The sequence below is a fragment of the Aquimarina gracilis genome (assembly GCF_035285365.1).
Taxonomy (GTDB): Bacteria; Bacteroidota; Bacteroidia; order Flavobacteriales; family Flavobacteriaceae; genus Aquimarina; species Aquimarina gracilis.
The window spans coordinates 76,211-101,988 of sequence record NZ_JAYKLX010000001.1 but is presented as its reverse complement, the minus strand read 5'-3'; the positions used below and the strand labels follow the sequence as shown (position 1 = coordinate 101,988).

The window sequence follows — 25,778 nt, the reverse complement described above, 5'->3', positions numbered from 1 at the left end:
TTGCCATAGCCAAGAGATAATGCAGGGTGTGGTTTTGGATCAAAATTCGAATCCAATCCCAGAGGCTTCTATACGTGTTGTAGAGCTTAACAATGTTGGAACCAGCAGTAATTTTGATGGAAAGTTTAGCATTAAACTTCCTAAGGGCAAGTACACATTACAAACTAGCTTTATTGGTTTTAAGACTAGACTTACTTCCATTAACACAATTGTTTCTAGCTCGTTCATAACTATTGTTCTTACAGAAAGTGTTGAACAATTAAACGATGTTATTGTAAAAGGGAAGACAGAAGCACAAATGATTAAAGAACAAGCTTTTGAGGTTGAGGTTTTAGAAACCAAAGGGTTAAAAAATATAAGTGTCGATATCAATTCTCTTCTAAATACCGTTCCTGGTGTTGTAGTTAGAGAAAGTGGAGGGCTTGGATCTAATTTTAACTTCTCATTAAATGGATTTTCAGGTAATCAAGTAAAGTTTTTTATAGATGGTATTCCTCAAGATAATTTGGGTACTTCATTAACATTTAACAATTTTCCTGCTACGCTTATTGAACGTGCAGAATTATATAAAGGAGTCGTACCTATATATTTAGGTGCTGATGCACTAGGAGGCGCAGTTAACATTATTACTAATCAAAAAAAACAAACATTTTTGGATATTTCCTATGATGTTGGTTCTTTTAATACTCATAGGGCTGCACTCAATGGTAGTTATTTTAGCAAAAGTGGCTTGGCATTCAAAGTTATTTCTTTCTTTAACTATTCTGATAATGATTATACAATTAATCAAATAGACCCAAAAGAAGAAGGTATTGTCGTGAGAGATCCGTTGCTTGGTAACCCGGTAGATACGCTTTCAAGTGCAAAACGCTTTCATGATGCCTATCAATCACAGATGGTACAGGCTCGTTTGGGCCTAGTAGATAAGATATTTGCCGATGAGTTGTTTCTTGGGGTTACAGCATCTTCTAATAACAATGAAATACAACATGGTATACTTCCTAGAACACCATTTGGAGAGGTCAAAACTGAAGAAAGTGTTGTTAGTGGCTCTTTAATCTTTAAAAAAGATTCTGTAATAAATCTTCCCCTAAAATTAAGAATTTATGGAGAGATTGCTGAGATAAGTTCAAAAGTTATTGATACTTTTTCTAATAATTATAACTGGCAAGGAGAAATCGTAGAACGAAATGATCAAACTAGAGGAGAAAGGGGGGGAGATAAGACACTTTTTACTTTTGATGATCAAAGATATCTTGTTAATACTTCCTTGCAGCATACCCTGGATAGCCACAAAACATTATACTTTAACTACACCAAAAATTATCTTAGAAGAAAAGGAAATGATTCCTTCAGTACATTACGATCTCCTTTTGAAGACCCACATATTATCGATAAAAACATTTTTGGTCTAGCTTTTAAAGTTGAAGCTTTACAAAAAAGATGGGAAACTACTTTATTTTCTAAATTGTTTTTAGCTTCTGTCGCAGGGTTGATTGAAGATGAATTTGATCCTAATGAGGCTACTCGTTTCAGCAATTATAAAAATACATCTCAAGAATGGGGACATGGTATTGCATCCTCGTTTGAAGTATATAGGAATCTAAAAGCAAAGGTTTCTTACGAAAAAACCTTTAGGATACCTGAAGGATACGAGCTCTTCGGAGATGGGCTTTTATTAAAGTCAAATCCCTTTTTAATGCCCGAAGAAAGCCAAAATATAAACGTTGGTTTTTTATGGGGAAGTACACTGGGAAGTTTTCAAATTGATGCTGACGTAAATACGTTTTTGCGCGAGACAAAAAATCTATTCTTTTTATTACCAGAAGGAGTAACGGCACGTTACATAAATCTAGCAGAAACAAGAAATACTGGAATCGAAGGAGAAGTATCGATACAACATGATAATTTTTACTTATCCATAAATAGTACTTATCAGTATATCATAGATGCCATTCAAGATGTACGTGTTGCAAATAGACCTTACTTTTTCGGAAATTTTAGGGCAGGATATACATTCCAGAACTTATTTCCTAAGAAGAGTAGGTTGTCGGTATCCTGGAATTCACTTTTTACAGAGAGATTTCCTTTTCAATCATTTACTGATGGAAATCCAGAAGATCGATTTATCGTCCCACAACAATTATCTCATAATTTACAATTAGGATATTCTATAGAAGACAAATATAATATTTCAATACAGGCCAGAAATATTACAGATGCTAGAGTATTTGACAATATTGCTGTTCAGAAACCTGGACGAGCGTTTTTCGTGAAACTAAGATATTTTTTAAAAAATAAATAAATCTAAAATTTAAAATTAATTGAATATGAAAAATCAAAAATGGACTTTATATCTGATAGCAATTATGATTGCTACGATATCTACTTTTTCTTGCAGCAGCGATGATGATGCAAATAATCCTAACCCTAATCCGGGTACAGATAGTGTTTCTAAGTATGCAGTTGGTTTTCAGACACTACCAGTGGGGCAATCACCTGCTGTGGATTACATGCTTGAATTACCATCGATAGAATCTCTAACTGATGGCGAATTAACAGTAGAAGGACAAGGAATACCTCAAACTGGTTGGAGATTTTTTCATCAATCTGGTAATACCATTTTCACGGCAGGTTATGTAGAAGATAGAACCTGTATATCTTATCAACTTAACGAAAATGGAAACCTAGAAAAAGTAACAGATTTTGTATATCAAACTACGTTAAATAATTATTTAACAGTTGATGATAAAACTCTTCTAGCAGTAGAATTGGCTTTTGGAGTAGATGATCCTTCTGTAACAGAAATTCCAGATCGTAATTTTTACATTATCAATGCAGAAACAGGACTAGTAGAAGATATCATTAGTCATCCTGTAGATAGCAGTATAGGGGATGGTACCCCGCAAAACCCACCTTACATCCCTTGGGTAACAGGTATGGTAGTGAGAGATGGTAAATTATTCTTGTCATATCATAAATATTTTCCCGATGGAAATGGAAATGCAATAGCCGTTGATAAAGCATATGTGGCTGTTTTAAAGTATCCTGAATTTGAATTAGAAAAGTTAATTGAAGACGACAGAACCAGTTCTATTGGGACTAATGGACCAAGTACAGGAATTGAGCAAGCAGAAAATGGAGATATTTATTCATATTCTTCGTCCTCTGTTCCCTGCGGTATTCTTGGGGCTACCAAACCTTCCGGTGTATTGCGTATCAAAAGCGGAGAAACTGACTTTGATGCAAGTTACTTTTTTGATGTTGAAAATGCACCTAATGGAGGTAAAATTTATTGGATGGATTATATAGGTAATGGTAAAGCTTTGGCTCGAATTGTTTTAGATGAGACTCTCCCACAGTGGGCAGCCTTTAGAGAGCAGGGAGAACAACTAAAATTAGTGGTTCTAGATCTGGTAAATCAAACAGTAACAGACGTACAAGGAATACCTGCTCATGCAAATCGTTATAGTTCACCTACATATGTTGAAGATGGAAAAGCCTATGTAAGTGCACGAACAGGAGAACTTTTAAACGATAGCGGCTCAAATGTGGCAGGCGGCGAAACTTATGTTTATGTCGTGGACGTAGATGCTACAACCGCGGTTAAAGGAGCAAAAGTTAATGGTTTCGCTTTAAAAGGAATTTTCAAAGTTACTAACTAACTATTTTACTTGGAAAAAGCACTCTCGGGGATATTACTTCTGAGAGTGCCATTTTTTATGAATAAAAATCATGATAACGTCATGCCGAAGAAGAAAAGTACTCGAAAAACGATTCTGAAAATCCACAAAATATTGGGTCTTACCACAGGTTTAGTAGTTTTTATAGTTTCTATTACAGGTTGTCTTTGGGTATTTAAGGAGGAGATAGAAAGTTTTTATGATGATCATAAATATGTGGCTCCACAAGATCAAGAGTTTCTGGTAGCTTCCAAAATTAAAGAACAGGCAGAAAAAATAATACCCAACAGAACAATTCATGGTGTAGTCTACGGGAAACAGCATGAGGCCATAGAAGTAGTGTTTTATGAAGCAGAACCCCAAATATTTTATCAGAGTGTTTTCTTAAACCCTTATTCAGGTGAATTCATTAAACGAATTGATAACGATTCAGGGTTTTTTGGTTTTGTACTAAAAGGGCACCTTAGATTATGGCTTCCTGATGCTATCGGATCCAGAGTTGTATCCTATTCGGTGCTAATGTTTCTTATCATTTTAGTCAGTGGTTTGGTTCTTTGGTGGCCCAGGAATAATAAAAACTGGAAACAACGGCTCAAGTTTGATTGGAATACCAAAACTCGCTGGAAACGTAAAAACTTTGATTTACATACAGTAGTGGGGTTTTACATTATGTCCTTCGGGTTGATCTTAGCATTTACAGGATGTGTGATGGCTTTTAATTGGTTTTATTTTATTGCATATAAGGCTGCCGGAGGAGATAATGATCCAAGATTTGTTATTCCAGAAAGTGAACAAGTAATAGCTTCAACTACAAAATCAAATTATGAGTATGATCGATTGATTCCGATACTAAAAAATAAATATAAAGATGCTCATAGTTTTGAATTACATTATCCAGAAAATGATACAACATCAATCTTGGTAGAAGTAAGTAATTCTAAAGGCTTGTATTATAATATGGATTACCTTTTCTTTGATCAATATACACTCGAAGAAATTGAAACACCAAGCATTTATGGTAAATACAAAAACGCCAGGTTTGCAGATAAAGTCATCCGGATGAATTATGATATCCATATCGGGGCTATCGGAGGAATAGTTGGTAAAATTATTGCTTTCTTAGTTAGTCTGATTTGTGCATCTTTACCCGTAAGTGGTATTTTGCTTTGGTATGGGAAGCAGTATAAGAATAAAAAGAAACCTAAAGGTAGATTGATAAAAGACTTTTATTGAAGATCTTAAAACTAAATGTAGAAATGTAACTAGCTGTAAATTATTATTTTAATTATTATCTAAAAAAGAATTAGTTGTTTAATACTAAATCCCGATAATCTGAAGGAGTCCTGCCTACGGTGTTTTTAAAGACCCTATGAAATGATGTTTTACTCGAAAAACCTACTTCATAACCAATAGCTATAATCTTACTATTCAAAAACTGAGGGTCTTGTAAACGTCTTTTCGCTTCATTAATTCGGTATAGATTGACAAAACCATTAAAATTTCTTTTAAAACAATCATTCAGGACTTGGGATAGTAAATGTATGCTTATAGATAAATGTTGCGCCATATCAGATTGTTTAAGATCTGGATTAAGATAGGGTTTTTCTTTTTCCATATAATTGAGAATACTTGTAGCGTACATTCTTTTTTCTTCTTGGCTTAAAGAGGAGTTTTGATATTTTTTTCTGGTTTTAATCTTGATTTCTTCATTATCCCCCTTAGAATTGGTCAATGCTAATTCGTTTAGTTTATTCTTCAAAGATGTATTTTCACTTTCAAGTATTTTCTTATTTTCTAAAATTTGTAGATTATCTTCTTCCAACTTCTTTTTCTTCTTAACATACAATATCAAGAAAACTGAAAGTAATAGTATAACCGGAACACCATACAACAATAGTTGATTTATGGAACTTTTTTGTTTCGAAATGACTTCTTCTTTTGCCAACATTTCTTTTTCCACTTCTAACCTTTTGGCTTTCGAAAGTGTAGCCAAGTAATCCTCTTTTGATGTTAAGTATAACTTGTAATAGTTGTTAGAAGATTTGAAATCTTGTTTTAATTCATAAATTTCTGCCTGTAACAGGCGTCCTTCCATTACATATACTTTATAACCTTGTTCTAAGGCAATTTCAATTGACTTTCTTAAAGATTCTTGAGCTGCTTCTATGTCACCTAAATTTTTAAGTGCTTTAGCTTTATGAAGATATCCTACACATAGATATTCAAAAGAGCTAATTTTTTTGGCATATTCAATCGATTTTTGACTAGTCACCAGTGCTTTTTCATATTCTTTCAACTTTAAATATACTTCGGCTCTATTCAAGTTAGCCAAACCAATGATATTATCACTTTTTAGTCGTACACCAATGTCTTCAACTTTTTGATGAAATTCTAACGCCTCCTCAAATTTGTTTTCAGAAATACTAATTTTTGATAAAGAAGTATAGGCTGCCGCGGCAAGTATTTCGGGTAATTGATGTTGCTTTTGTAGTTCAAGAATTTTTGAAGCAACTTCTTTGATTTTTTCGTTATCACCAAGGTTGTTATAAGCATCACAAAGATTTGCTAGTGTTACAGCTTTATCCAATGGTTTAAACTCTATACTATCTTGAATCTTAAGCGCTTTTGTAAAATCGGTTATTGCATTTTCGTATTCTCCTAATTTATTAAAGGCAGTACCTCTTTGTGCTAGCAATCTAGCTTTTAGTTGCTCGAGTTTATTAATTTCAGCAAGTTCATATAAGGTGTCTAGATACTTTTTATAAGTTTTATATTCTGCTTTATCCATTACCTCTCTACTGGCTTTTTTGAGTTCTCTTATTCTATTTTTGTCTTTGGTAGGAATATTTAAAGTATCTATAATTTGAACTTGAGCATGAATAGTATTACTTATTCCTAAAACTATAAAAAGAAAAATCCAATACTGAAATTGAGACCGCATTTGAGAGTGGTTTTTGTTAGTTGAGGTTATAGAATATGATAGGTGCAAATATCCATAAAATGAATGAAAGTGACCACTTAATAAGAGTAAAGTAAGTGATAAAAAAAGAAAGTTGTTAATCGAGCTTGCTAGAGAAACTAAAAGATTTTTCTTAAATCGAGTACCAGATTATAAAATGATACTCTCTTCTTATCAATTGTTTTTAGGTTTACCTCTACAGAATAAAAACAAATCTTTGAAATCTAATTTTAACGATCAAATCATTGAACCAAATGACAACTAAAAATTTTGCATCTCAGCTTTTAATATTACTTACACTTGTTTTTTTAATTTCTTGTGAGGGAGATCAAGGTCCGGCGGGACCTGAAGGGCCAACAGGATCTATGGGGGCCGATGGAGCACCCGGAGCTGATGGTACCGATGGTGCCGATAGAGGTAATGGATACCTCATACTTACAGGAAACATTACCAATGAAGAAGCTAGTGAAATTATTGCTACTGAAACGGGGAGTAACACTCACACAATTTTGGTACGAAATACCACAAATCTTACGTCACTCACTTTTGAAGGTCTCGAAAATGTAGTATATGTGGAAATCAATAATAATGAAAACTTAGAGCAGCTATCTTTTCCTAACCTCAAAAATTCTTATGAAAGTATTTCAATTTCAACAAATGCTAAATTGACCGAAGTAGACCTATCACAATTAGAAGAAGGATTCAGAATTAGTATTAGTGATCATGAATTGTTAAATACATTAGACTTATCGTCATTAAAAAATATGACGAGAGCCATAGAAATCTATAGAAATGATGTTCTTCAAGTAGTATCTATCCCAGAATTGATAAGCTCAAGCGGTATATCCATTTATGATAACGATAATTTAGAATCAATCTCTGCATCAAAACTTGTTACTGCAAATGGAAGATTAAGTGTATTTAACAATATCAACTTATCTACTCTGGAGTTGTCTAGTCTTGAAAACACTAGAGAGTTAAGTGTTTTTGGTGAAAATAAAATGGAAGTGATTGATTTTCCTAAACTCAATAACATTACTGGTAATGTATCTATCAGAAATACCGTTACATTAAAAACCGTAAGACTACCTCTTTATACTGGAAGTGAGAATATTAGACTTGAAATTGAAAATAACACTTTACTTACAGAAGTAAGTACAGGCGCATTAACGAAAATAGACAGGTTAAACATAGATAATAACCCTATTTTGGTTACAATCCCTACGTTAAGTAGTTTGACAGGAGAAATATCTGCCTTTACCATAACCGAAAACCCCTCTATACAACAAATAGACATGTCTAAGATAACTACTATATCAACATGTATTATTAGAGAAAACGAAAGTTTATCTTCTATTTCTTTTTCTGGCCTTGGTACTATAGGAAATAGGTTAGATATTAGATTTAATACAATGCTATCTTCAATTGATCTTTCGAGTCTTGTTTCTTTAGGAGCAGGTGTCAGTAATCCTACATTTAGATTCGCTGATAATGCACTAACTGGCTTATCAATGCCGAATCTTCAATCTTTTAAGGATCTAAATGTTACCGAGGATGCGTTGGCCACTTTTAATCTAGCTGCTGCAACTACTTTTGAAGATATACGTGTAGATTCGGCAGTACAATTAACTACTGTTAACGTATCCTCGGCAACAGATTTTCTCAATATTGATATGGATACTCCAGGCGGAATTGCAACAGCTGCCATAGATAATATAATTTCATCTTTGGTAGCAAAAAATCCTCCTATTACCGGTACTAAAGTTACTCTTAGGGGAGTTGCCTCTACCCAAGCAGAAACAGATGCACAAACCTTAAGAGATAATGGTAATGATATAACTTTTAGGAATTAATCGCATAAAAACAGAAAATTGTAGGGAAAAACAATAGGGAAAAGAGCACTACTCTTTTCCCTATTTTCTTTTCCTATTGAAATCAATATAAAACTAATTTTTAAGGTATTTCTAAATGAAAAATTGCTAATAGTTAGATTAGAAAAGTTAAGAAACATTCATATCCTCACATTCACATTCTTCTGGTATAAAATCGATGTAATCCTCACCTCTTTCAAAACATTTATCAATTAAGCAACAATCAAACTCGCAAAAATTTCTCATAGACTCTAAATGATAATTAAAGACATCCATCTCATAACAAATATCAGGAGGAGTTACACCTTGACGAAAACAATCAGGAGGTATGTCCATAGCTCGATAGCCATATTTCTTTACTAGAAAACTACCCATTTCTAAACGAGCATCCCAACAACTAGGTCTACCGGCATCGTGATCCTCTTCGTCAGCTCTTTTGCATGCTGCTAGAGCCTGAATGTAAAAATTGTAATCTGATTTAGATGAAGATAGATTTTCGCCTAAGGTGTTAACAAATTCTTGTCTGGAAAGATCATTATATACGGTAATCATGATGCTATCTCGTACCAACGAATCAACTTGGCTTAGGACATATTTTTTTTCTAAAAACTCTTTAGCAGTATTTAGTTCTTGCAAATAACTGGTCAATGCTATTCCATTTTCATAACCAAAAGTAGTTGCCAAGTTTTCAAAATTATCTGGGCTCATGTCATTCCATGCATTTTGAGTTTCAAATTGTATAAGAAGCTCTTTTGCTGCTTGTAAATTCGATATTTCTGCTTCTGGGAAATAATATAGTTCCATAAACTTGATAAAATCTGGATCTTCTGCCAGTTCGCTTATAGGGCGAATTTCGGTTTCTTCGCCGGTTTCAGGATTGTTGCTATCATCACTGTTACTACAAGCATAAAATAACATCGCCGTGATAGCTAATAAAACGATGTTTGTTCTTAGTGTTTTCATAAAAAGGTTCTTTGAAGAGTTAATTAGAGATGAATTTTGCAATATTTTTTTGAAGATGAGTTTCAGATTATAAAACGGGACTCGTTTTAACACAAAAGATTTACAAATTTTTATTTGTTTAACCTGTTTTAGTGTCAAGCAAACAGTCTTTTAAACTACTCTTAAGACCTTTTTAAAGTTGTGTTAATAGAAGATACTTTTCACGAACTATGTGGTATTTTTAATACTTACCAATTTAAATAGTGTAAGACATGAAAAAAGCAAAGAGTATTCGATTAGCATTAAACAAGAACATTATTTCAAAATTAGGCCAGAAAAAAATAATGGGAGGGATAACCACTAACCCTACCAATACGCTTAACAATGGTGATTGTGCAAGTATAGCACCAGATCCAACTGTACCAATGCCTCCTACAGCAGAGACGAGTCCAAATGCGGGTTGTGGATGCGGATAAATAGTTTAAGTAATAACCATAAATTGCCTACTATTTTTTTACATAGTAGGCAATTTTATTTTGTTTCTTATTATGAAATTGAATAAAAATAAAGGATTATTTTACTGAGAATTATATGTGTCCTCTTAAAAATTGTAATTCCCTTTTTTATGTGTTGGTTATTTCTGGAATGTCGTCAAAAAAAGATGAATTTTAATCATGATGTTCACTCTCATTTCCAAAAGGCTTCAAAGTAATTCCTAAACTAAAAATAAATCCATCAGTTGGAGCATAGATCTCTGGAAAAATAGGGTCCTCATTAGGAGGTAATACCAAAGGTGAAAACCTACTTTGCCTGCGGTCGGTAAAGTTTTCAAAATTTACAAAAACATTCCCCCATTTAAAATTACGAATTGCCAGTAATCCCATCGTAATATAATCCGTTGTTTCTGTGCCATTAGATAGTAATTGACTTCCAGTATAATAGGCCTCATAGCCAATTCGCCATTTTGAAGACTCATACATAAAAACACTACCTGCATTATGCTTAGCAGTGAGAGGTTTCTGAGGATTTCCCGGTAAATAATTCAATCGGGTATCGATTAAGGCATAATTTAAAAACCACCTAAAATCTTTATAACTAAACTTGATATTGGTCTCTGCTCCTTTAGTTAAAATTTCGCCATCGGCGTTTTCAAATTGAAACTGGTCATTGATAGTACTGTTCAATAATAAACCATCTTTAATGGCTGTAATATAGAAAAGTTGATTGATTGAAAAACCAAAATCACCTGATAACTTAGTCTGATAATTAAAATCAAGATTAAGTCCATAGGAACGTTCAGCTTCTAGGGTATCTTTATCTATCGGAAGAATATCTTCAAAATTGATAAACTCTGCTTCCTCGGTAAATATATCGGGAATCTTATATCCCAAACCTCCACCAATTCTGCTTGAGAAATTACTATGGGCTTTAAACAAAAGTGAAACTCTGGGTAATGCAAAAAATCCCCAGTCATTGGCATAATCGGCTCGGAGACCAGTTTCAATTATAAAACGCTCAGAAATGTCGTAAATGTTATTTATAAACAATCCGTAGGTAATATCCTCTTGATCTCTTTCAAGAGTTTGAGAATCTTCATCAAAAGCAGTTGAGTACAAGTTTGCCCCAAAAACCCAATCGGCTCTTGATCCTTGTCGTTGATAGGTAGCTTCTGTAAAAGTATTCCATTGGTTGCCGGTAAAGGTTAAATCCGGAATTTCAAGAGTTCGATCAAAAAAGGAAATGCTATTCCTCACTTTTATGATCTGTACAGAATCAAGTCGAGTTTCAAAAACTACCTGACTACTTATTCGTTTTGATAGATTTTCTTCAGAATATTGATCAATTCCGTCTAGGTCATCTTCTATTTTTGCAATATCACCTCCTTTTCTGTCATCATAACTTCCGTTAAGTCCAACCCAAAAAGTTGTGTTCTCTGAAGGATAATAGAATAACTTTGGGTTAAAATTAATTGACCAGGTTTGGGGTAAGTTGCTAAAACCGTCATCTTCTGGATCATATGCCTTTTGATAATTACCAGATCCAAAAAAGGCCCAACCCCATTTGGCTGTACGTTGACTATAAAATGCATTTGCAGTACTTCCCAACGCTTGCGTTTGTGTAAGCATGATATCTAGTTCGGGTTCATCCTCAGGTGTTTTAGAAACCAAGTTTACCAAACCAGCGATAGCTCCACCTCCATAAAGCGTTGATGAACTTCCTTTTATGATTTCGACTTGTTTTAGATCAACAGGAGGAATGTGTAAAATACTTAATCCACTTGAAAACCCACTATACAAGGGAAAACCATCTCTTAGCAATTGGGTGTATCGACCATCTAATCCTTGTATTCTGATATTAGAATTTCCACTACTTAATGAAGTTTGCTGCATTTGGATACCGGTACTTTCACGAAGTGTCATTGAGATATTTGTAGCATTCATGGCTACTTTTTCTCCTAATTCCTCGCCACCGATAAACTCTATTCTTGTAGGAATATTTTTTATAGTACGTGTGCTTCGTGTAGATTGAAGCACAATAGTTTCTAAAGCGTCAGCACTTTCATGCAAGTAGAACGTCAATTCACTTTGGTTAGGAACTGTAATTTGAGTTTCTATGGTTTCATAACCTACAAATGAAATTTGTAATGTATACTTTCCATCTGGAACACCTTGTAAAACTGCAATACCGTCAAAATCGGTAGTAGCCCCTTTTTGTATAGTTTCAATGTAAACAGTGGCCCCCAATAAAGAGGTATTATCTTTTTCGGTTAAGACTTTAATTTGTATAGAATTATTTTGTCCATAAACTAAAGAGCATAACAATAGTATAAGCAAGGTGCTTATTAGTTTTAGATTCATTTTAATTTGTATTTATTAACTAAAAATTTAAAGGGGAGAGTATCCCATTTCCTAATTTTGGCTAATAAATTCAGGGGGTTGGAGAGGTTTGAAGGAAGCTCCTTCATGAATTTTTTCAAAGTGCCTAAAAATTGATTTGGAATAAGAAATCTTTACAAGTGCGTAGTTTTGAAGAACGACAGGGCTTGTATGTATTTGACAGCAGTGACAATAACAAAAAGGCGAGCATAGTTCTGAATCACAATGATCGTGATCAGAATGATTATCATTATCCAGTGAAATTTCTGCCGTACTATCTTCTTCATCGCCGTGGGTATCACTACACGGATAAAAATTGAGTGAGAAGAAATAGATAGCCAATAATAGCGTTAAAAATTTCATACCACAAAGATACAAGAATTAAAATGCCTTGTATAACATTTTTGTTCTCTAAATAGAAAAACTATGAGTTGAGCTAACATTACATGATCTAATTAAAGAAAATTTGTGATGTACAATCAGTGTTTTAAGGTGTAATGCACTTCACTTTGTGATTGTATTATTTTTGCGGCCTGTTCGGCTGTAATATCTCGTTGGGGACTGGCAAACATTTCGTATCCAACCATAAATTTTTTTATTGTGGAAGATCTTAATAATGGAGGATAGAATGACATATGCAATTGCCAGAACTCGTATTGTGATCCATCTGTGGGTGCCTGATGTATTCCTGCAGAGTACGGAAATGAAGTTTCAAAAATATTATCATATTTAATCGTTAGCTTTTTAATGATGGAAGCAAAGCTATCTACTTCTTCTGGAGTGAGTTGGTTTATAAATTGAATATTTCTTTTAGGTATAATCATGGTTTCATAGGGCCAGATAGCCCAATATGGAACTAGTGCAACAAAATCCTCATTTTCTATAAGAACTCGTTCCTTCAATGCTAATTCTTGTTCCAAATAAGACGTTAAGAGCGATTTTTTATGATTTTTCCAATATTGTTCCTGTTGGTGGGTCTTTTTTATGATTTCTTGAGGTATAGAGCGTTGTGCCCAAATTTGTCCATGAGGATGTGAATTACTACAACCCATGATGGCACCTTTATTTTCAAAAATTTGGATATAATTAATGTCATTCAAATTTCCTAAAGTGGTGAATTCTTCTTGCCACAATTTTATTACTTGGGCAATTTCTTCAGTTTTCATGAGAGGTAAAGTGAGCGCATGGTTTGGCGAAAAACATACCACTTTACATATTCCGGATTCAGATTCAGCCTTTAACAGTCCATTTTGTTGTTCTTTTTTTGGAATATCAGATAACAAAGCCGAAAAATCATTAACAAAAGAAAAAGGTTTGTTGTAATTGGGGTTTTTTTCTCCATTGGCGCGCGTATTTCCCGGGCATAAATAACAGTTTGAGTCAAATGTTTTCTGGGAAAACTGACCCGGCTCTTCATTTTTGCCTTGCCAAGGTCTCTTGGTTCTATGTGGTGATACCAATACCCATTCGCCTGTTAGTATATTGTATCTTCTATGGGGGTTATTATTAAAATCTTGCATGATTATTTATGAATTGAAGTTCCTTGACTGGGAAGGGTAATAAATGAAGTTAATTCAATATTAAACTGTTCTTTATAGGCTTTTTTAACCTTGATTAAAAAGTTATCTATGGCATCTTTATGGATTAGATTTATAGTACACCCTCCAAAACCACCTCCCATCATTCTGGACCCAATAATTTGGTGATTTTCTTCAGAAAAATCGACAAGGAAATCTAACTCTCTACAACTTACCTCATATTGTTTCTGAAGCCCTCGGTGAGATTGATACATAAGTTTTCCGACTTGTTTCAGATTATTTTTTTCCATAGCCTCTGCAGCTATAAGTACTCTTTCGTTTTCTTCGATGACGTAAGATGCCCTACGCATTAATTTTTCAGATACATCCTTTTTAAACTCATGTAGCATGCTTTTAGAAATATCCCGAAGGGATGTGACGGTTTTATATCTTGATGAAATGATTTTGACCACTTCATCACATTCTGCTCTACGAGTATTGTATTCGCTTGAAACTAGATTATGAGAAACATTGGTATTGAGCAGTAAAATTTTATACGGGTTAAAATTAGCATTGATTAACCGGTGTGTTTCGGTCATGCAATCCAAAAGAATTACTTTGTTTTCTTCACTCATGACCGAAGCAAATTGGTCCATTATTCCACATTGGGTTCCTACAAAATTATGCTCTGCTCTTTGAGCTAGCTTTATCAAAGTAATTTTAGATAATTCGAGATTAAACAGTTTATTTAACCCATAGGCCAACCCACATTCTAAGGCTGCCGATGAACTAATACCTGCTCCAATTGGCAGGTAGCTTTCTATAATGCAATTAAAACCTCTGATTTTATTTGTTAGCTTCAATAATTCATGTACAACTCCAAGAATATAATTTTCCCATTCTATGTTGCTGATGCTTATTTTATTAAGGTCAAATACTAGTGTTTTGTTGTATGAAACGCTATACAAAACGCAGTGCGAGTCGGTTCCATTTTTTTCAAAAGAAAAAATAATTTTTTTGTCTATGGCGGTTGGCAATACAAAACCGTTATTATAGTCGGTATGATCTCCAATAAAATTAATCCTACCAGGAGATGCTATTACCAGTTCTGTTTTAAAATCTTCTATAACTTCTCTATAATTAGTGCTCATGGGGTTATATGAATTACCTCTTTCGTTAAATCAATATGTTGATTTTATGTAATTATGGTGTAAATATAATAAATGTAAAAAATACATTTATTATATTTGTCAATATTGATAACTATTTCAGTACAACTTTAGTAGGGAATGGATATATATGATAAAAAAGACAAATTCTTTGTAGCAGTAGACTGTATTATTTTTGGATTTGACAAAGGGAAAATAAAATTACTCGTCTTCAATCGTAAGATTGATCCTTTTAAAGGGGCGGTATCTTTGGTTGGAAGTTTTGTAAGAATTGGTGAAACCGTTTCTGAAGCTGCTGTTCGAATTTTAAAAGAATTCACCGGATTAGAGAATGTATATATGAAAGAGTTGAGTACATACAGTTCTGTTGATAGAGATCCGGGATATAGATGTATTTCTGTTGCTCAATATGCCTTAATTAGGATCGATAATGATATCAAAACACTTATTGAAGAAAGAGGAGCCAAGTGGTTTGATATAGAAAACATACCAGAATTAGTTTTGGATCATAATGAGATGGTTATGGATGCATTAGAAAGAATTCAGAAAATAGCAAGATATGAACCTATAGGTTTTGAACTTTTGCCAAAGAAATTTACAATTCCTCAATTGCAGACTTTATACGAGGCTATTTATAGAAGAAAATTGGACCCTAGGAATTTCAGAAAAAAGATTCTCTCTTTGGATGTGATTATTAAATTACATGAAAAAGATAAAACAGGATCTAAAAAAGGAGCTTTCCTATATAAATTTGATTATAAGAAATATATCGATTTGCAAAAATCAGGATATAATTTCGAAATATAATCCGTAGAATTAATTGTATTTAATACTGTCGGAATTAATGAAGCTTTTAATATGAAAATACGCAATCGATTGCGCAATTTTAATCATAAACTTATGAATAAACTCTGTTTGTTATCAGTTAGTCTACTTGTTTTGTGTGCATGTACTTCTAAAAAAAAGGATACGATTAAAATAGCTAAGAAACCAAATGTTCTTTTTATTTCTATTGATGATCTAAACGATTGGGTTGAACCATTAGGAGGCCACCCCCAGGCAATAACGCCTAATTTAGAAGAATTTGCCAAAAGAGCAATGACATTTACTAATGCGCATGCATCTGCACCTTTGTGCAATCCCTCGAGAGTAAGTATTATGACGGGTCTGGACCCTCGCAATACCGGAATAGTTTCTAATAATGCCTTTTATCCGTTTAGAAAATATCTTCCAGATGCAGAAACAATGATCCAGCACTTTAAAAAGGAAGGATACTATACTGCGGGTTTTGGAAAGGTATTTCATAAAGAAGATAGTAAAACTGAACCTTGGGATGAGTATGCTTGGTGCAGTGGTAGGCCAAAGCCTACACCTTATCCAGGTCACGGGATAAAATTTATAACTGATAGTGTATATCGCTATTTTGATTGGGGAGCTGTAGCGGATAGTATTTCTAAATGGGGCGAAAATCAAATTACACAGAAAGTAGACGAGTTTTTTAAGAAATCACATGAGTCTCCATTCTTTTTGGCGGCTGGTTTCAGGCTGCCTCATTTGGGATGGTACACTCCTCCCAGGTTTCATAAATTATACGATTCACTGGATATTCAATTACCAGATTTTTCGCATGATGATATAAAAGATGTTCCTGCAATAATTTTAGAATCCGTAAAGAAGGATCGCAGGGCACATGATACAATTATGGGTAGAGGTGTTTGGCAAGACGCGGTAAAATCATACTTAGCTAGTGTTTCTTATATTGATTATGAGTTAGGGCGGATTATGGAAAAATTGAAGTCTTCTTCTTATTATGAAAATACTATTGTTATCGTCTGGAGCGATCATGGGTTTCATTTAGGAGAAAAATCTACCTGGAGAAAAAACACACTTTGGGAAGAATCCACTAGGGTACCACTATTAATACATGCACCCGAAGTAACAAAATTAGGTGCTAAAACCGACCATCCTGTAAGCCTTTTAGATCTATATCCTACATTAGTTAGTTTATGTGGTATCACGCCCAGAGACGATCTGGACGGCCAAAATATTTCAGAATTGTTATCAGATCCCGAAACTAAGCTCGACAAGGATTATGTAACCACAACCAATGTACTGGGTACGGCGATTAGAAATAAAAACTGGAGATATATTCAATACAAAGATGGATCAGAGGAATTATATGATCATCGCACCGATCCGTTAGAGCATATCAATTTGATTGGTAATTCGGATTACCTAGATCAATTGAATAAATTACGATCGTATTTATCAAAATGATATATTTAGGTAATGCTTAAAGTTTATTTGAAATCATATAACCGCCTCATAATATTCTTAAGTATCTCATTTTTAATATTGGGTTGTACCTACATGTCAGAAGATATCTACCAGACTCCCAATATTCTGATCTTAGTTGCCGATGATGCGGGGTGGGAAGATTTTGGTTGTTATGGTAACCCATATATTAAAACGCCAAATGTAGATTATTTAGCTCAAAATGGATTAAAAGCAACAAATGCACATCTTACTATTGCCCAATGTTCTCCCTCAAGAATAAGTATTTTAACAGGAAAGTATCCTCATGCTACGGGTGCTGAAGATTTGCATATGCCTATGCCAGATTCGCTTGACATCTTGCCAAAGTTTCTGAAAAAGAAAGGATATTACTCGGGGATACTAAAAAAAATACATTTAGGGAACCATGGCAAAAACCAATTTGATTGGTATCATAAAGATCTCAATACTTTCAAAGATTTTTTAAATACTTCTGCTACCAAACCCTTCTTTATGTGGGTGGGTTTTACCGATCCTCATAGGCCCTATAAAATGAATGTTATTGAGAAACCACAATCTACAACTCAGGTTATTGTCCCGCCATACCTTGTTGATAATGAAGATACGCGTAAGGACCTAGCCAATTACTATAATTACATTAGACGAATGGATGCACAAATTGGTGTTTATCTAAAGGAACTTAAATCTAGAAAACTCCTGGATAATACATTGATAATCTTTTTATCAGATAATGGTGCTCCTTTTCCTAGAGCCAAGGGTACCGTTTATGATGCTGGCATAAAAACTCCTCTGATTTTATCCTGGCCAGCTAGAATACCTTCGGCAATGCAGACTGATGAATTATTAAGCGTTATTGATCTGGCTCCAACATTACTTGATTTAGTCGGAATACCACAATCTAATAAATTTCAAGGTAAGCCTATTCCTGGTTTATTCTCTGAAGCTCCTATTCGGGGAAGAATACATGTTTTTAGTGAACGAAATTGGCATAATAGTGATGAGCATATACGCAGTGTAAGAACCAAAAAGTATAAGTTAATCAAAAATGCATACATAAACTTACCACTAGGAACGGCATCAGATATCGGAAGGAGCTTATCTTTTAAAAGCCTGCTTGAAGCAAAAGAAAAAGATTCTTTAACACATGCACAATCTCGAATGTTTGAAGTGCCCAGAACTGAATTTGAGTTTTATGATATCAATAATGATCCTTATGAGGTTAATAACCTTATAAATGATCCCAATTTTCAACAGGTTATTGTAGCGCTCAAAGCAGAGTTACAAAAATGGATAGATCAGACTGAGGATTTTTCTCCCAAGACAAGAAGACGACCAGACAATGTAGATCGTTTTACAGGGGAGGTCATTGACAAAATTAGATTGCCTGATTGGATTGAAGGAACTGTGACTAAAAATTAGACCAGGATAATTATATTTCTTCTTCTTCTTTTTCTACATATTTTGCAGGGCTACTACCATATTTGGCCTTAAAGGTTTTGCTAAAGTATTGTACATCTTGATACCCAACAGCATAGGCGATGTCGGCAATTTTAAACGATCCATTTTTTAACATTTCAATAGCCTGTTTCATCCTAAAATTTTTAATATACTCAGCAGGAGTTACACCAGCAAGCGCTTTTAATTTTCTAGTGAGATGTACTCTGCTTAATCCTACTTCACTACTTAAATAATCTACAGTAAAATTGGGTTTGTCAAATTGTTCACCAATTGTTTTAAGTATGTTTTTCATTAACTTTTCGTCGTAACTATTGATTTTAATTTTTTGAAGTTTGGGTAGTATATCATTATCTCTGAATTTTTGCTGAATCAGGTTACGATTACTAATAATATTTTTGATTCTTGTTTTAAGCTCGGTAAAATTAAAAGGTTTACCAATATAGTCATCTGCCCCATGTTCAAGACCTTCTATTTTATGAATTTGTGAATCTTTAGCGGTAAGTAATAGCACAGGGATATGACAAAGCTCTTTGGTCTTTTTGATATGATGACATAATTCTAGACCATCCATTTTGGGCATCATCACATCACTAATTACAATGTCTGGAGCTATTTTTTTTACCTTTTTTAATCCTTGAATACCATTTTTGGCCGTAAAAATGATATAATCGTCTCTAAGTTGTTCCTGTAGATAATTTAGAAGTTCTTCATTATCTTCTACTAGCAAAATGGTTTCCTTTGTTAATTCTTCTTTTGTAGTTTTCTTTCTAACCAATTTTGTGTTTTGATACTCCAGGGGTATTGGTTTTGTGAACTTGTTTTCTTCTTTTTCTAAAGAAACATTAGCAACTTTAAAGGGAATATTTAGTATAAATGAGGTCCCTTTTCCTTCGGTGCTGGTCACATCAATAGTCCCGTTCATAATGTCAATTAAGGATTTGGTAAGAGACAGACCAATACCGGCGCCTAATTGTGTTTTACTTCCCTTGTAAAATCTATCGAATACTCTGGTCAATTTATCTGGTGAAATCCCAATTCCGGTATCTGAAACTCTAAAGAAATATTGAATTTCATCTTCATTCTCATTAGATGTGATTTCCACTTTAATTTTACCACCTTCGGGAGTGAACTTAAAGGCATTTGATAACAAGTTAAAGAAGATTTTCTGAAGTTTATCTTTATCTGCTAACACAGGCTTTTCAGATATACTATGCTGTTTTAACGATAATGCTATTTGATTCTTATCTGCAATACCTTTAAAAGAATCTACAATATCCTGAAGCATTGAATCGATATAGGTGGGTTCTTTTTTTAATTTAGAATGTCCAGTTTCAATTTCTCTAATTTCCAAAATTTGATTAATCAATAACGATAATCTTTTAGCATTGAAGTACATGATTTTTATACGAGATCGCAACCAACCCTCCTGGGACTTAGAACTTATCATTTCTTCTAGCGGTCCTAATATTAGCGTGAGAGGTGTTCTAAACTCATGAGAAACATCAATAAAATACTTCAGCTTAAGGTCATGAATTTCTTTCCATTTTTCTTTTTCCAGTTGCTCAATTCGAAAATCGTTCTTAAGCTGGGTACTCTTTATAGCGTTGTAACGTATCACATAAAAGGCTAATCCAATTAAGGACAAATAAATAATGTACGCCCACCAGGTCCTCCAGGGGGGAGGAAGTATACTTATTTGCAATGAAGTAGGGTTTTCATTCCAGATATTATCGTTATTGGCAGATTTTACTAAAAAAGTGTACGTTCCATCGGGTAAATTGGTATAAGTAGCTTCTCTTCGGTTTTTTTCATAAATCCAATCTTTATCGAAACCCTTTAGCATGTATGCATATTGATTGTTCTCTAGACTTGTATAATTTAAAGACGCAAATTCGATGCTAAATACGGATTGAAAATGGTCTAAGGTTATCTCTGAGGTTTTACTTATATCTTTGGTAAGAATCTTATTCTCATCGTTTGGTTTAACTTGTTTGTTGAATAAGTTTAGAGTTGTAAGAATGGGTTGTGGACTAAACGTATTTAAACTAAGATCCTCTGGACTGAACTTTACATATCCATTACTACCTCCTATCAAAAACATCCCAAAATTAGTTTTTAAAAAAGCACCTTCATTAATTTCTTCTAGAGGAAAACCTGATGTATAGGAGTAACTTTTTAAAATATCCTCTTGGTCAAAACTAACTTCGGCAATCATATCTGTAGTAATGATCCAGGTGTTTTTAGAATTTTCGCCATGAAGTGTTCCCAGAGCAATATTACTACTCAAACCGGATTCGATATGCCAACGTTTACTTTGTTTTGATACGGGGTCATATGTCAGAATCCCTTTTCCGTTTGTAGCTAACCAAAAGATCCCATTACGATCCAATGATATATGATTAAATTCTCTAACCTCAGAAATAATGTCATCTTCTTTAAACCTGGTAATTTGTTCGATAGTGCCTAGTTTTGGGTCAAAGTGTATAATTCCAGAGCCTTTTGTGGCTAGATACAAATGGTCTTCTTTTAATGCGATAGACTTAATAGGATCTCCTTTGATACTGAAATTGAGCTTTTCTCTATTTAAATACTCTTGAAATTTTTTTGTTTTATAATCAAATTTTTGCAACCCTTTCTCATCGGTGCCTATCCACAGGTTTCCATGGTTATCAGGTATTATGCAATTAATAATGGCATTTTTTAAGTCGTTAAACAATGGTGACTGTGTAGTATAAACCGGAACCAATATTTTTTGTTCACTGTCAAAGTAATGTAGCCCTTGTTTAAAAACACTTACCCAAAGTGTATTCTCTTGGTCTCTATAAAGCGATTTAATAATACTTTTAGACAACAGAGAGTCGGCCAATTTGGTATGCTCATTAGTTTTAGGATCGTAAATATTGAGTCCACCTCTTTCTGTTCCTATAAAAATAGTTCCTGCTGTATCTGTTTCAAAGGCACCAACTACATCATAGCTCAAGGAAGTATTATCTCCGCTGATATTATAATAATGTTTAAATCTTTGATTATGAATATCATATATTGAAGCGCCCCCAAAATATGTTCCAACCCAAATGCTTCCTTTTCGGTCCTTAAAAAGTGAGCGTACACTGTTGTGCGGTAATCCTTTGGGGTTGCCTTTCTGGTAATTGATTGTCGTTATCTGTTTTAAATTCTTTAATACATTTAGTCCTTTAAATGTGCCTATCCAAAGATCTTTACCATCAAGTTGTAGTGCTCTAATATGATCATCTGCGATTCTATGATCTGGGTTGGTGGCTTCTGTGTGATAATGCGATATGGTATTGCCGTTTTGATCGAACCTATATAAGCCATTACCATAGGTGCCTGCCCAAACTTCAGTATTTCTTACAACAATAGACTGAATCCTTCTTATGGGCTTTTGAGATACTTTGTAGTTATTAAAAGATCGTAGTGTGTTCCTAGTAAAATCTAACACAAAAACTCCTTTTTTACTGGTTCCTATCAACAAATTTCCATTAGCTTTTTGTTGAATTGAGTTAACAGAATATTTTTTAGAGGGATAATTATCATACTCCCTCATAAGATCAGGGCCGTATTCCCCATTTTCTGGATTAAAAAGAAAAATTCCAAAATTTCCTCCAACCCATATTTTTTGTTCTTTAGAAATGAAGATTACATCGATTATTAGGTTCTTGTTACCCAATGAATTTAAGGGGTAATTATAAAATTGTTCCTGGTCTGCATTATATTTACTAAGCCCTTTTTCATTGGCAACCCAAACGTTACCAAAAGCATCTTCTTTAATATCCCGTATAATATTTCCAGAAATTGAAGTGCTGTCACCTAATTGATTTTTAAATACCTTAAAATTATAACCGTCATAACGATTGAGGCCATCCCTGGTACCTAACCACATAAACCCTAATCTATCTTGGTGAATACTTAATACAGAGCCTTGAGATAACCCATCTTGTACACTAATATGATCAAAATAGTAATTTGTTTCAGAAACTTGCTCTTTCTGGGCTTGAAGAATAAAACCGTTGAAGCCTATTAAAAAGACTATTATAAAAATAGTTTTGAGGAAATTCAAGGATATAAATTTTAGTTCAACTTACTATTTTTTTATTTCAAACTCAAACATTGTCAGGCTTTTATTTTTTTAAAACTTAGTAAGTCAGTATCTTTATCAGGCTTTTAGATACTTTTTACTTCTTTGCCTTTTTGAAGTTCTATTATGTAGAATTTTCAAAATTGGCCTTTATGAATACTATTTCATTAAAACAAATATTTCTTTTAGTAATACTTGTTTGTATATATCATCCAGCTATTAGTCAAATACGATCAAAAACTTCGATTAATTCACTTTGGCGATTTCAAAAACAGCAAGCAATTCCTTCTATATCAAACCCCAATACTTCAGATTGGGAGATCGTTAACCTGCCCCATACATGGAATGATAAGGATGTATTGGATGATGGTAACCGTGGATATTATCGTGGTAAAGGCTTTTATTTTAAGAAACTTCATAAAAGTTTTACTCCCCAGATAAAAAATTACTTTTTACATTTTGAGGGTGCAAACCAATATGCAGAAGTGTATGTCAATGGGCAAAAAGCCGGAGAGCATATAGGGGGGTATAGTGCATTTACAATTGATATAACCTCATACTTAAATAAGGGTAAGCAAAATGAACTGCTGGTTATGGTTGATAATACTCATAATGTGAATATCCCACCATTATCTGCAGATTTTACTTTTTTCGGGGGGATATACAGAGACCTTTTTTTGATTGAAACTTCCAAAATACATTTCAATATATTAGATCATGGTTCTAAAGGGATATTTGTAGATACTCCTCTGGTTAATTCCCAAAAAGCATCTGTAGCTATTAAAGGTAGTATCAGAAATACGTTAAAAAAACAAGGAGAATATACTATTCAATGCAAGATATATAGTCCGGATGGAATATTGGTAACCAAAAACATATCAACATTGGAATGTAAAGGGGGCGATACTATTACTCCTTTTAGAATAAGTGACATTAATATAACAAATCCTTTATTATGGTCACCCGATTCTCCTCATTTGTATAAATTGGAAATTTCAATATCTAACAAAGAAAATATCGTAGACGATGAGTATATTAAGTTTGGGATTAGAACTTTCTCATTCGATGCGGATTCGGGATTTTTTTTAAATGGGAAACCGCTAAAGCTAATGGGTGCCAACCGGCATCAGGATTATCCCAGTATGGGTAATGCATTAAGTGATGATCAACACCGAAGTGACCTTAAATTACTCAAGGATATGGGGGGAAACTTTATTAGGCTGGCCCATTATCCGCAGGATCCTGCAATTCTGGAAGAAGCCGATCGAATTGGACTTTTGGTATGGGAAGAGACACCCTTGGTTAATGAAGTTTCCTTGTCCAAGGATCACAATAAGAATAGCGAGGTAATGCTAAAAGAAATGATTAGACAGCATTATAATCACCCCTCGATAATTATCTGGGGATATATGAATGAAATCTATTGGGCACATCGATTTATTGATGAGAAAATAGTAGATAGACATACTGAAGCAACCTTAGGACTAGCTAGACGCTTAGAAAACATAGCACGAACAGAAGATCCTAAACGATATACGGGGATGGCACTGCATCGATATCCATTGTATGAAGAATCGGGGATCGATAAAATCCCACAAATTGTAGGTTGGAATCTCTATCATGGATGGTACTATGATACCTATGGGGATTTTGGTAAATATTTAGACCAACAGCATGAAAAATACCCCGGGCGTATTCATATGGTAAGTGAATTTGGAGCCGGAAGTGATCCTCGATTTCATAGTATAAAGCCCGAACGCTTTGATTTTACTATCGAAGGGCATAAACGTATGATGGAAAGTTATCTGAAACAGATCTTAGAACGTCCCTATATAGCAGGAGCGTCTGTATGGAACTTGATCGATTTCAGTTCAGAAAGACGTATTGACCCTAATCCTCATATGAATAATAAAGGATTGATGTCTGCCGATCGTACACCAAAAGATGTATTGTTTTTATTTCAAGCAGCATTATCCAAAACCCCATATCTTAAAATTGCCGAAACCAATTGGACGAATAGAGCAGGGTTAAAATCAAATAAATTGCCAGTACAAGTATATAGTAATCTTGATGAAATTGAGTTATTTCAAGATGGTATATCATTAGGAAGAAAAAAAATTAATAATCATTCGGCGATTTGGGAGATTAACTTTAAGGATGAACAAAATCAATTTAAGGCTGAGGGATATAGCGAAGAAAAAATCTTTAGTGATCTACTCAATATCAATTATAAAGGAGTCCCAAAAATATTTAATAATGAAAATCACATAGATATTAGTATCAATGCTGGCAGCAACCATAGCTTTTATGATGATAAAGGTAAAAATACATGGCTAGCAGATAAAAAATATGAAAAAGGCGGCTGGGGTTATCTCGATGGAGAGCCTTTGTATGTTTCCAATAAAATTGGAACCAAAGAAGATATATTAACTATAAACGGTTTTATAGGGCTCTATCAAACCATGCGTAAAAATACTTCAGGGTATCGATTCGATGTTAAAGACGGGTGGTATGAAGTAGAGCTTTTGTTTGTTGAACATTACCCTAAATCCAGAAGGTTTGTAGACGGGGTCGAATCTCCCAAACATAATGGACAAGAACGTATTTTTGATGTGAACATCAATAAGAAGTCCATTTTCAAAAATTGGGATATATTAAAAGACTATGGTTATAACTATCCAATCAAAAAAAAGGTACAGGTGAAAGCTACTAATAATTCTGGAGTTTATGTGCAACTAAAGGCAATTAAAGGTGAAACGCGTATAAGCGGTATTAGAATTAGAAGCTTATAATTAATATTAAATAAAAATGAATATATCGTTATTTTTTTTATTAAATTAATTTAAAATTAACATTATTATTAAAAATGTTACATATACACCATGTTTTTGAAACATATACACCTCATCATT

Annotated in this window: 16 protein-coding genes; 9 read left to right on the top strand and 7 right to left on the bottom strand. The window is 33.7% G+C overall.

Going from position 1 to position 25,778, the window contains the following annotated elements; genetic code table 11:
- Window positions 1-19: 19 nt before the first annotated feature.
- The 3 genes from U6A24_RS00380 (at window position 20) to U6A24_RS00370 (ending at window position 4,916) form a co-directional block, all read left to right on the top strand.
- A complete protein-coding gene (locus tag U6A24_RS00380; RefSeq protein ID WP_324177945.1) occupies window positions 20-2,305 on the top strand; it encodes a TonB-dependent receptor in 2,286 nt (761 codons plus the stop codon).
- A 25-nt stretch (window positions 2,306-2,330) separates the two neighbouring features.
- A complete protein-coding gene (locus U6A24_RS00375; RefSeq protein WP_324177944.1) occupies window positions 2,331-3,665 on the top strand; it encodes a DUF4374 domain-containing protein in 1,335 nt (444 codons plus the stop codon).
- Between the two features lie 81 nt (window positions 3,666-3,746).
- Window positions 3,747-4,916 carry a PepSY-associated TM helix domain-containing protein gene (locus U6A24_RS00370; protein WP_324177943.1) on the top strand — a complete coding sequence of 390 codons (1,170 nt, stop codon included), beginning with the start codon at window positions 3,747-3,749 and terminating at the stop codon, window positions 4,914-4,916.
- A gap of 70 nt (window positions 4,917-4,986) precedes the next feature.
- Here U6A24_RS00370 and U6A24_RS00365 read toward each other — a convergent pair whose 3' ends face one another.
- Window positions 4,987-6,624 carry a helix-turn-helix domain-containing protein gene (locus tag U6A24_RS00365; protein WP_324177942.1) on the bottom strand — a complete coding sequence of 546 codons (1,638 nt, stop codon included), beginning with the start codon at window positions 6,622-6,624 and terminating at the stop codon, window positions 4,987-4,989.
- Between the two features lie 272 nt (window positions 6,625-6,896).
- Between U6A24_RS00365 and U6A24_RS00360 the strand changes: the two genes are divergently transcribed.
- A complete protein-coding gene (locus tag U6A24_RS00360; RefSeq protein WP_324177941.1) occupies window positions 6,897-8,495 on the top strand; it encodes a collagen-like triple helix repeat-containing protein in 1,599 nt (532 codons plus the stop codon).
- 147 nt (window positions 8,496-8,642) lie between these two features.
- Here U6A24_RS00360 and U6A24_RS00355 read toward each other — a convergent pair whose 3' ends face one another.
- On the bottom strand, window positions 8,643-9,476 hold the full coding sequence (locus tag U6A24_RS00355) for a hypothetical protein (RefSeq protein WP_324177940.1): 834 nt from the start codon (window positions 9,474-9,476) through the stop codon (window positions 8,643-8,645).
- A gap of 251 nt (window positions 9,477-9,727) precedes the next feature.
- Here U6A24_RS00355 and U6A24_RS00350 point away from each other — a divergent pair, with 251 nt between their 5' ends.
- Window positions 9,728-9,931 (top strand): hypothetical protein, encoded by a 204-nt coding sequence (locus tag U6A24_RS00350; RefSeq protein WP_324177939.1) that lies wholly within the window; start codon window positions 9,728-9,730, stop codon window positions 9,929-9,931.
- A 192-nt stretch (window positions 9,932-10,123) separates the two neighbouring features.
- Here U6A24_RS00350 and U6A24_RS00345 read toward each other — a convergent pair whose 3' ends face one another.
- The 4 genes from U6A24_RS00345 to galK all read right to left on the bottom strand — a co-directional run bounded on the left by U6A24_RS00345 (window position 10,124) and on the right by galK (window position 14,999).
- Window positions 10,124-12,313, bottom strand: a complete 2,190-nt coding sequence (locus tag U6A24_RS00345; RefSeq protein WP_324177938.1) for a TonB-dependent receptor — start codon at window positions 12,311-12,313, stop codon at window positions 10,124-10,126.
- Between the two features lie 51 nt (window positions 12,314-12,364).
- Window positions 12,365-12,694, bottom strand: a complete 330-nt coding sequence (locus U6A24_RS23185; protein WP_407653983.1) for a DUF6660 family protein — start codon at window positions 12,692-12,694, stop codon at window positions 12,365-12,367.
- 116 nt (window positions 12,695-12,810) lie between these two features.
- Complete coding sequence (locus tag U6A24_RS00340; RefSeq protein WP_324177937.1) at window positions 12,811-13,851, bottom strand: UDP-glucose--hexose-1-phosphate uridylyltransferase; 1,041 nt, start codon at window positions 13,849-13,851, stop codon at window positions 12,811-12,813.
- A 2-nt stretch (window positions 13,852-13,853) separates the two neighbouring features.
- Window positions 13,854-14,999 carry a galactokinase gene (galK, locus tag U6A24_RS00335; protein WP_324177936.1) on the bottom strand — a complete coding sequence of 382 codons (1,146 nt, stop codon included), beginning with the start codon at window positions 14,997-14,999 and terminating at the stop codon, window positions 13,854-13,856.
- A 138-nt stretch (window positions 15,000-15,137) separates the two neighbouring features.
- Here galK and U6A24_RS00330 point away from each other — a divergent pair, with 138 nt between their 5' ends.
- The 3 genes from U6A24_RS00330 (at window position 15,138) to U6A24_RS00320 (ending at window position 18,731) form a co-directional block, all read left to right on the top strand.
- Window positions 15,138-15,824, top strand: a complete 687-nt coding sequence (locus U6A24_RS00330) for an NUDIX hydrolase (RefSeq protein WP_324177935.1) — start codon at window positions 15,138-15,140, stop codon at window positions 15,822-15,824.
- Between the two features lie 93 nt (window positions 15,825-15,917).
- Window positions 15,918-17,294 (top strand): sulfatase, encoded by a 1,377-nt coding sequence (locus U6A24_RS00325; RefSeq protein WP_324177934.1) that lies wholly within the window; start codon window positions 15,918-15,920, stop codon window positions 17,292-17,294.
- 93 nt (window positions 17,295-17,387) lie between these two features.
- The gene (locus U6A24_RS00320) at window positions 17,388-18,731 is read left to right on the top strand and encodes a sulfatase family protein (protein WP_324177933.1); all 1,344 of its coding nucleotides are present in this window, start codon (window positions 17,388-17,390) and stop codon (window positions 18,729-18,731) included.
- A gap of 10 nt (window positions 18,732-18,741) precedes the next feature.
- Here U6A24_RS00320 and U6A24_RS00315 read toward each other — a convergent pair whose 3' ends face one another.
- Window positions 18,742-22,848: a hybrid sensor histidine kinase/response regulator transcription factor gene (locus U6A24_RS00315; RefSeq protein WP_324177932.1), complete on the bottom strand. Its 4,107-nt coding sequence runs from the start codon at window positions 22,846-22,848 to the stop codon at window positions 18,742-18,744.
- Between the two features lie 170 nt (window positions 22,849-23,018).
- On the opposite strand from U6A24_RS00315, the gene U6A24_RS00310 reads away from it, so the two are divergent.
- Window positions 23,019-25,658, top strand: coding sequence for a glycoside hydrolase family 2 TIM barrel-domain containing protein (locus U6A24_RS00310; RefSeq protein WP_324177931.1), 2,640 nt, complete (start codon window positions 23,019-23,021; stop codon window positions 25,656-25,658).
- The last annotated feature ends 120 nt before the right edge of the window (window positions 25,659-25,778 follow it).

Coding starts and splice junctions, on each gene's coding strand:
- U6A24_RS00380 (WP_324177945.1), top strand. CDS start 20: ATGCAGGGTGTGGTTTTGGATCAAAATTCGAATCCAATCCCAGAGGCT.
- U6A24_RS00375 (WP_324177944.1), top strand. CDS start 2,331: ATGAAAAATCAAAAATGGACTTTATATCTGATAGCAATTATGATTGCT.
- U6A24_RS00370 (WP_324177943.1), top strand. CDS start 3,747: ATGCCGAAGAAGAAAAGTACTCGAAAAACGATTCTGAAAATCCACAAA.
- U6A24_RS00365 (WP_324177942.1), bottom strand. CDS start 6,624: ATGCGGTCTCAATTTCAGTATTGGATTTTTCTTTTTATAGTTTTAGGA.
- U6A24_RS00360 (WP_324177941.1), top strand. CDS start 6,897: ATGACAACTAAAAATTTTGCATCTCAGCTTTTAATATTACTTACACTT.
- U6A24_RS00355 (WP_324177940.1), bottom strand. CDS start 9,476: ATGAAAACACTAAGAACAAACATCGTTTTATTAGCTATCACGGCGATG.
- U6A24_RS00350 (WP_324177939.1), top strand. CDS start 9,728: ATGAAAAAAGCAAAGAGTATTCGATTAGCATTAAACAAGAACATTATT.
- U6A24_RS00345 (WP_324177938.1), bottom strand. CDS start 12,313: ATGAATCTAAAACTAATAAGCACCTTGCTTATACTATTGTTATGCTCT.
- U6A24_RS23185 (WP_407653983.1), bottom strand. CDS start 12,694: ATGAAATTTTTAACGCTATTATTGGCTATCTATTTCTTCTCACTCAAT.
- U6A24_RS00340 (WP_324177937.1), bottom strand. CDS start 13,851: ATGCAAGATTTTAATAATAACCCCCATAGAAGATACAATATACTAACA.
- galK (WP_324177936.1), bottom strand. CDS start 14,999: ATGAGCACTAATTATAGAGAAGTTATAGAAGATTTTAAAACAGAACTG.
- U6A24_RS00330 (WP_324177935.1), top strand. CDS start 15,138: ATGGATATATATGATAAAAAAGACAAATTCTTTGTAGCAGTAGACTGT.
- U6A24_RS00325 (WP_324177934.1), top strand. CDS start 15,918: ATGAATAAACTCTGTTTGTTATCAGTTAGTCTACTTGTTTTGTGTGCA.
- U6A24_RS00320 (WP_324177933.1), top strand. CDS start 17,388: ATGTCAGAAGATATCTACCAGACTCCCAATATTCTGATCTTAGTTGCC.
- U6A24_RS00310 (WP_324177931.1), top strand. CDS start 23,019: ATGAATACTATTTCATTAAAACAAATATTTCTTTTAGTAATACTTGTT.